The organism is Arthrobacter sp. Y3225116, assembly GCF_059091245.1.
On record NZ_JBNHGL010000148.1, the window covers coordinates 1 to 7213 of the forward strand.

Below are 7213 nucleotides of genomic sequence, written 5' to 3' on the forward strand. Positions count from 1 at the left end.
AAGCCGTAAACCGCGAAGCACGACGCCGCACGCAACCCCGACCCCGGGGCCGCCGCCGCGACCGGGGCGCCGGCATCACCGGCTGCGGCCGTCCCGCCGTCGGCCTGGGAGTCCGCGCCGTCCGGCACCGACGGCTCCGCGCCGGAGAAGAAGTGGTACTCCACCGCCGCCGACGGCCTGCGCCGCAGCGGGACCGGTGACGAAGCGTCCGGCGATCCCGCCGCGGGCCCGGCGCGGAAAATGGACTGGAAGCCGCTGGTCATCATCGGCGCGGTCGTCATTGTGGCCATCGTGGTTATCGCCATGATCGTCTCCAGCCTGACCAGCGGCTCGCCTGCCGGCGGGGCGGCTAGTCCGGCGTCGTCGCAGACCGCCGCCGAGACGCCCAACGGCGACGGAGTCGTCGCGGAGAACGTCTCGCCGTTCGATTTCCAGCAGGGCCAGTGCTTCACCGACTTCGAGGCCGTCATGCAGGAGGCAACCGTCGTCACCTGCGACACGCCGCATACGGCGCAGCTGGTGGGCACCTTCTCCTACGGGGACGACGAAGAGTTCCCGGGCGCCGACGAACTGAACATCAAGGCCCAGGAGGTCTGCACGGCCGTCGCCCTCAACGACTCCGCGGCCGACCAGCCGGATATCAAGGACTCCTACGGCATGCCTTCGAAGGAGACGTGGGCGCAGGGCGATCGCCGGATCGACTGCTTTAAGATCGCCGAGGAGGGCGAGGAGATCACCGGGTCGCTGGTCGACCAGTAACCCAACACAGAACAGTCCGGCGGCCCGCCTTGGCGGGGCCGCCGGACTTCTCCCGGGACTCTCCGGGGCTGCTCAGGTCAGCCGCCCCGGACCGCCCCCACCTTCGACTGCACGATCAGGCCGCCGGCCCCGCCGTCGACGTCGATCTCCGGCACATCCACCAGCACGGTGTCGCCGTCGCTGATCGCGCCCGCGAGCAGGCCGCGGGCCAGCTTGTCGCCGATCTCGCGCTGGACCAGTCGGCGCAACGGCCGGGCGCCGTAGGCGGGATCGAAGCCGGTCAGGGCCAGCCACTCGCGGGCCGCCTCCGTGACCTCGAGGGTCAGCCGGCGTTCGGCCAGCCGCGCAGCCAGCGCCGCCACCTGCAGATCCACGATCCGGGAGAGTTCCTCGATGCTCAGCGGGTCGAAGATGATCACGTCATCCAGCCGGTTGAGGAACTCCGGCTTGAAGCTGGCGTTCACCACGTTCAGGACCGCTTCGCGCTTCGTGTCCGCGTCCATGGTCTGGTCCACGAGGAACTGCGAGCCGAGGTTGGAGGTCAGCACCAGGATCACGTTGCGGAAGTCCACGGTGCGGCCCTGCCCGTCGGTGAGGCGTCCGTCGTCGAGCACCTGCAGGAGGATGTCGAAGGCCTCGGGATGGGCCTTCTCCACCTCGTCCAGCAGCACCACGGAGTAGGGACGGCGCCGGACGGCCTCGGTCAACTGGCCGCCCTCTTCGTAACCCACGTAGCCCGGAGGGGCGCCGACCAGGCGCGACACGGAGTGCTTTTCCGAGTACTCGCTCATGTCGATCCGGACCATGGCCCGTTCGTCGTCGAACAGGAAGTCCGCCAGCGCCTTGGCCAGCTCGGTCTTGCCGACGCCGGTGGGACCCAGGAAGAGGAACGAGCCGGTGGGCCGGTCCGGGTCGCTGATGCCCGCCCGGGCGCGCCGTACCGCGTCCGCGACCGAGGCAACCGCCTTGGACTGGCCGATCAGCCGCGAGCCGATGTGTTCCTCCATCTGCAGCAGCTTCTGGCTCTCGCCCTGCAGCATGCGGCCGGCGGGGATGCCGGTCCACGCGGAGATGACCTCGGCGATGTCGTCGGCGGTCACCTCCTCGGAGACCATCTGGTCCCGGCCCGCGCCGCCCTGTTCCTCGGCCGCCTGCGCCTGGGCCAGTTCCTTTTCGAGCGTGGGGATTTCCCCGTACAGGATCCGGGAGGCCTCGGCCAGGTCGCCCTCGCGCTGCGACTTGTCGGCCTGCGAGCGCAGCTCGTCCAGCTTGGCCTTCAGGTCGCCCACGCGGTTCAGCCCGGCCTTCTCCGCCTCCCACCGGGAGTTCAGGGCCGCCAGCTGCTCCTTCTTGTCTGCCATGTCGGCGCGCAGCGCCTCCAGCCGTTCCCGGGAGGCCGCGTCGGTCTCGTTGGCCAGCGCCAGTTCTTCCATGGTGAGCCGGTCGACGGCGCGGCGCAGCTGGTCGATCTCCTCGGGCGCCGAATCGATCTCCATCCGCAGCCGGGAGGCGGCCTCGTCCACCAGGTCGATGGCTTTGTCCGGCAGCTGCCGGCCGGAGATGTAGCGGTTGGACAGCGTCGCGGCGGCCACCAGGGCAGAGTCCCCGATCGATACCTTGTGGTGCGCCTCGTAGCGCTCCTTGAGCCCGCGCAGGATACCGATGGTGTCCTCGACGCTCGGCTCCCCCACGTAGACCTGCTGGAAGCGCCGCTCCAGCGCCGGATCCTTCTCGATGTTCTCGCGGTACTCGTCCAGCGTGGTGGCGCCGATCAGCCGCAGCTCGCCGCGGGCCAGCATCGGCTTGAGCATGTTACCGGCGTCCATCGAGCCTTCGGAGGCCCCAGCGCCGACGACGGTATGCAACTCGTCGATGAAGGTGACAATCTGCCCGTCCGAGTTCTTGATCTCTTCCAGCACGGCCTTCAGCCGTTCCTCGAACTCGCCCCGGTACTTGGCGCCGGCCACCATGGCCGCGAGGTCCAGCGACATCAGCGTCTTGCCGCGCAGCGATTCGGGCACGTCGCCGGCCACCATCCGCTGGGCCAGGCCCTCCACCACGGCGGTCTTGCCGACCCCGGGTTCGCCGATCAGCACGGGGTTGTTCTTGGTGCGGCGCGAGAGCACCTGGACCACGCGGCGGATTTCCGCGTCCCGGCCAATCACCGGATCCAGCTTCCCGGCGCGGGCGATGGCGGTCAGGTCGGTGCCGAACTTCTCCAGCGCCTGGAACGTGTTCTCCGGGTCGGCGCTGGTGACTTTCCGGTCTCCGCGCACCCCCGGCAGGGCGGCGAGGAGTGCTTCGTGGGAGGCGCCGGCGTCGCGCAGGATCTTCCCGACGGCGGCGCTGTCCGCCGCGAGGCCCAGCAGCAGATGCTCGGTGGAGACGAAGGAATCTCCCAGCTTCTCCGCCTCCTGCTGGGCGGCCTTCACCGCCTGGAGCAGGCCCCGGGAGTACTGCGCCTGCGCCACGGAGGAGCCCGACGACGACGGCAGCGCCTTGATGGCGGTGCTCGCCTGGACACTCACCGAGTCCGGATCGGCCCCGGCGGACTTCAGCACGGCGACGGCCACGCCCTCCCGCTGGTCCATCAGGGCCTTGAGCAGGTGGGCGGGCTCGATCTGCGGATTGCCCGCCGTCGAGGCGTTCATGGCCGCGGCCGACAGCGCTTCCTGGCTCTTGGTGGTGAATTTAGCGTCCAACACATCTCTCCGTTCGCTCCGGAATGGATCTGGCCAGCCACATCAGTGCTGGTCCTGAAACTAAGTTGAGTCTAGTCCACTCAACTTTGGATTGTAAAGTTATCCACAGGCTGCGGAGCCTGCTTACCCACCTGCGGAGCCTGCTTGCCCACCTGCGGAGCCAGGCTCCCCCCACAGGAGCTCTGCTTCCCCGCCGCCGGAGCCTGCTTGCCCACCACCATCTTGTCGCCCCGCCGCCCCTGCCCGGAAGGGCGCCCGGCGCATAGGCTGTAGCGGGGACGTGCAGGAAACGGGACGGAGGTGGCTCTGACGGAAACCATGTTGGAAACTGCCCGGCTGCTGCTGAACCAGCCGACGCCGGAGGACATCAGTGCCATGTTCCGGATCCTCTCCGACCGGCGCACCACGAGGTTCAATCCTTCCGACGCGCTCATTTGGAACGAGGAAGCCGAGGGCCTTTTCCAGCGCTGGGAAAGGCAGTGGGAGGACCACGGCGTAGGCTACTTTGCCGTCCGCCTGCCCGGCCATGAAGACCCCATCGGCTTTGCGGGCGTCAAGCACGTGGCACTGTCCGGCCGCCCGGTGCTCAATCTCTACTACCGTTTCGACCCCGCCGTGTGGCACCGCGGCTACGGGCGCGAGGCGGTGGCCGCCGTCGTGGCCCATGTCAACGAGTTTTTGGAACTGCCGCCCATCCTGGCGCTGGTCCATCCGGGCAACACCGCGTCCCTGCGCATCGTCAGGGCGCTGGGGTTCGAACGGAACGAGGCCGCGGCGGTCAGCGGGCCGGACGGCTACCAGGACGCTTATGTGCTGAACTGGGACCGGCAGCTTTAGCATCCGGTCAAGGAGTCCCAGTGGAGATCATTCGCGCAGCCGCGCTCAAGGAACAGCGGTGGCGGAACGGCGGCGGCACCACCAGGGAACTGGCGGCCGGCGACGTCGGCGCGGACGGGCTCCCCGGCTGGCGGTTAAGCCTGGCGGACATCACGTCGGACGGCAGCTTCTCCGAATATCCGGGCGTGGACCGGATATTCACCATTGTGGACGGCGACGTCGCCTTCCTGACCGTGGACGGCAGCCAGCACCGGATGGAACGCTACCGTCCGTTCCGGTTCGAGGGCGGCAGCAGCACGGACTGCAGCCTGCCCACCGGGCCATGCCGTGCGCTGAACGTCATGACCCGCCGCGGGACCTGGGGCGCCGGCCTGCTGATCGTCGAGTTGTCGAAGAAACAGCCGCTGCGGCTGCCGGACGGACAGTACCTGGTGCTGCTGCAGGGCCAGGCGCAGGCGACAGCCGGCGGCACCGCCCAGCCGCTGGCTCCCTACGACACCGTGGTCGGCTCGGGCGCGGCCGAGGTCAGCGGCCGCGGGTTCGCGGCACTGGTCTCGGTCTATCCGGCCGGGGACTGAGGGTGGCCGGGACTGAGGGCGGCCGGACCTCCGGTGCCGGTTCCTGACGGTGCCGGTTCCTTGTTGCGCCGGTTCCCTACTGCGCGGCGGCGTCCTCGACCTTGACGGCGGAGACCTCGAACTCGAGCATCACGCGGTCCGACACGAGCATGCCACCGGAGTCCAGGGCAGTGTTCCATTTGACCCCGAACTCCTGCCGGTCGATGCGCCGGGAGCCCTCAAAGCCCGCCCGAAGCTGCCCGCCCGGGTCCCGCTCCACGCCGATGAAGTCAATCGGAACCGCCACCTGCTTGGTGATGCCGCGGATGGTCAGGTCGCCGTTCACAATGAAGTTTGCGCTCTCCACCTGATCGATGCGGGTGCTGACGAACGTAATGTCCGGATAGTTCGGCGCATCGAAGAAATCGTTCGTGCGCAGATGCTCGTCGCGTTGCGGGCTGCGGGTATCGATGCTGGCGACCTTGATCGTGACCTTGACGGACGAATTGGCCGGGTTGTCCACGTCAGCTTGGATGATGCCTTCGACGTCGTTGAACGCGCCCCGGACTTTGGTCACCATGGCATGGCGGGTGGAAAATCCGATCCGGGTATGGGCCGGATCGAACCGCCACTCGCCGGACAGATCAGGAGATAGTTCGGACATGGCAGCGCTCCTCCTCTGGCACAGGCACTGCCCTCCCCAAAAGCCAGATGGATGCCCGGCCGTCTCCTTCAGCCGCGTGCGGCTCGTGTGGTAATTCCAACACAAAATGGGACCCTGCGCACCACCTCCGCGGGTGAATTTCGGGCCGCGTCGGCGACCCGCAACCGCACCCGGCCGGCGGGATGCGCGCCCTATCCCAGCCTGTCAGGGATCAATAGACTGATGCCATGAGCACCGCGAACGAGATGCCTTCGACGACGCAGTTGCCTGTGGCCGATTGCTGGAAATTGTTCCGCAGCGCCGACTTCGGCCGGCTCGGAGTCGTCGTCGATTCCCACCCGGAGATTTTTCCGGTCAATTACGTCGTGGACCACGGCAGCATCGTGTTTCGCTCCGCCCCGGGAACCAAGCTCGACGCCGCCCTCGCCGGCGAAGTGGTGCTGGAGGTGGACGGCTTCGACCCGGCCACCGGCGTCGCCTGGAGCGCCGTCGCCCGCGGCAGCGCCCAGCGGATGAACAGCATTGAGGACGTCCTGGAGTCGGCAATGCTGCCGCTGTTCCCTTGGCAGTCGGGCGAAAAGAACAATTTCGTCCGCATCGTTCCCACGGTGGTCACCGGACGGCGTTTTGTGGTGCCGGCATCGGCCCGCCGCACGCCGGGGCTCAGCGACAGCCGCCGGTTGCAGATCGAGTAACCGCCCTTGTGGCCTCGTGGCCGGCGGCATCATCGACCGGTCAGCGCCAAGTAACGGTCAACGCCAGCCAATGGCGCCCGGCTGGTAGCCGGGAATGTAGCCCGGGAACGCCTGGTCGGTGGGCACGATCTGCTTGCCCAGCGGCGTCAGGGACACCGGAATCATCTTGAGGTTGGCGATCGCCAGCGGGATACCGATGATGGTGATCGCCTGCGCCACCGCCGTCAGCACATGCCCGATCGCGATCCAGATGCCGGCGACCAGCAGCCAGATGATGTTCCCCAGGGTGGACATGAAGTAGGTGCGCCCGCCGCGGTCCACCACCATGCGGCCGAACGGCCACAGCGCGTAGCCCGCGATGCGGAACGACGCAATGCCGAACGGGATCGTCACGATCAGCAGGCAGCAGACGATGCCGGCCAGGAAGTAGCCCAGCGCCAGCCAGATGCCGCCGAACAGGAGCCAGATAACGTTCAGGAGTGCCTTCATCCCACCATTCTGGCGGCGGACGCGCTCGGCCGCCATACGGGATGCCCCTGAGTGTCCCCCGAGGTGCTGTCGAGGCGCGGGTCTTGCCGGCTGTCGGGCAGCCCCCGGGACCACCCGAGCTCCACGCGGCCCGAGGCCAGGGGGCTGACCCCAGAGATCGCCTGCCACGTCCCCCGACCCGGCGCGACGTCGGGGTTTGGCTGCGAAATGACCCGTCACAACCCCTGACCTGGACGTAAACCGTGGACCTCGTGGCTAAGGCAAGGATCACGGAAGCCTGCGCTACAGGACCTTGCCCTATCCGGACACATAGAGGCCGCAGGGCGGCCCCTTCCGTACGGAGGGACCGCCCTGCGGCCTTCGGCTACTCGCCGGGCTTGGCTTACCCGGCTTGGTTTGCCTGCTGGGTTTCCCCGGCTTAGCTTGTCCGGCGCTTTTCCTGCGAAGCCGGTGCCGTGGCGCGGCGCGGGCCGCGGCGGGCCGGACGCTCGGCAGCCGGAGTCTCCGACC

At 68.3% G+C, this 7213-nt stretch carries 8 protein-coding genes; 4 read left to right on the forward strand and 4 right to left on the reverse strand.

Annotated features, from left to right (window positions below; translation table 11 throughout):
• On the reverse strand, positions 1-266 hold a 266-nt coding region (locus AC5RV2_RS12600; RefSeq protein WP_494092610.1), incomplete at its 3' end, for a hypothetical protein.
• On the opposite strand from AC5RV2_RS12600, the gene AC5RV2_RS12605 reads away from it, so the two are divergent.
• A complete protein-coding gene (locus AC5RV2_RS12605) occupies positions 241-759 on the forward strand; it encodes a septum formation family protein (protein ID WP_494092611.1) in 519 nt (172 codons plus the stop codon). The two genes, AC5RV2_RS12600 and AC5RV2_RS12605, sit on opposite strands and share 26 nt — an antisense overlap.
• 77 nt (positions 760-836) lie before the next feature.
• Here AC5RV2_RS12605 and clpB read toward each other — a convergent pair whose 3' ends face one another.
• A complete protein-coding gene (gene clpB, locus AC5RV2_RS12610; protein WP_494092616.1) occupies positions 837-3461 on the reverse strand; it encodes an ATP-dependent chaperone ClpB in 2625 nt (874 codons plus the stop codon).
• 318 nt (positions 3462-3779) lie between these two features.
• Between clpB and AC5RV2_RS12615 the strand changes: the two genes are divergently transcribed.
• Together AC5RV2_RS12615 and AC5RV2_RS12620 are read left to right on the forward strand one after the other, a co-directional pair.
• Positions 3780-4298 carry a GNAT family N-acetyltransferase gene (locus tag AC5RV2_RS12615; RefSeq protein WP_494092612.1) on the forward strand — a complete coding sequence of 173 codons (519 nt, stop codon included), beginning with the start codon at positions 3780-3782 and terminating at the stop codon, positions 4296-4298.
• Between the two features lie 20 nt (positions 4299-4318).
• Positions 4319-4876, forward strand: coding sequence for a HutD/Ves family protein (locus tag AC5RV2_RS12620; protein ID WP_494092613.1), 558 nt, complete (start codon positions 4319-4321; stop codon positions 4874-4876).
• Between the two features lie 76 nt (positions 4877-4952).
• Here AC5RV2_RS12620 and AC5RV2_RS12625 read toward each other — a convergent pair whose 3' ends face one another.
• Positions 4953-5519: a YceI family protein gene (locus tag AC5RV2_RS12625; RefSeq protein WP_494092614.1), complete on the reverse strand. Its 567-nt coding sequence runs from the start codon at positions 5517-5519 to the stop codon at positions 4953-4955.
• A gap of 227 nt (positions 5520-5746) precedes the next feature.
• Here AC5RV2_RS12625 and AC5RV2_RS12630 point away from each other — a divergent pair, with 227 nt between their 5' ends.
• Positions 5747-6214 carry a pyridoxamine 5'-phosphate oxidase family protein gene (locus tag AC5RV2_RS12630; RefSeq protein WP_494064916.1) on the forward strand — a complete coding sequence of 156 codons (468 nt, stop codon included), beginning with the start codon at positions 5747-5749 and terminating at the stop codon, positions 6212-6214.
• Between the two features lie 57 nt (positions 6215-6271).
• Here AC5RV2_RS12630 and AC5RV2_RS12635 read toward each other — a convergent pair whose 3' ends face one another.
• Positions 6272-6703 (reverse strand): YccF domain-containing protein, encoded by a 432-nt coding sequence (locus tag AC5RV2_RS12635; RefSeq protein ID WP_494092615.1) that lies wholly within the window; start codon positions 6701-6703, stop codon positions 6272-6274.
• Between the last annotated feature and the right edge of the window lie 510 nt (positions 6704-7213).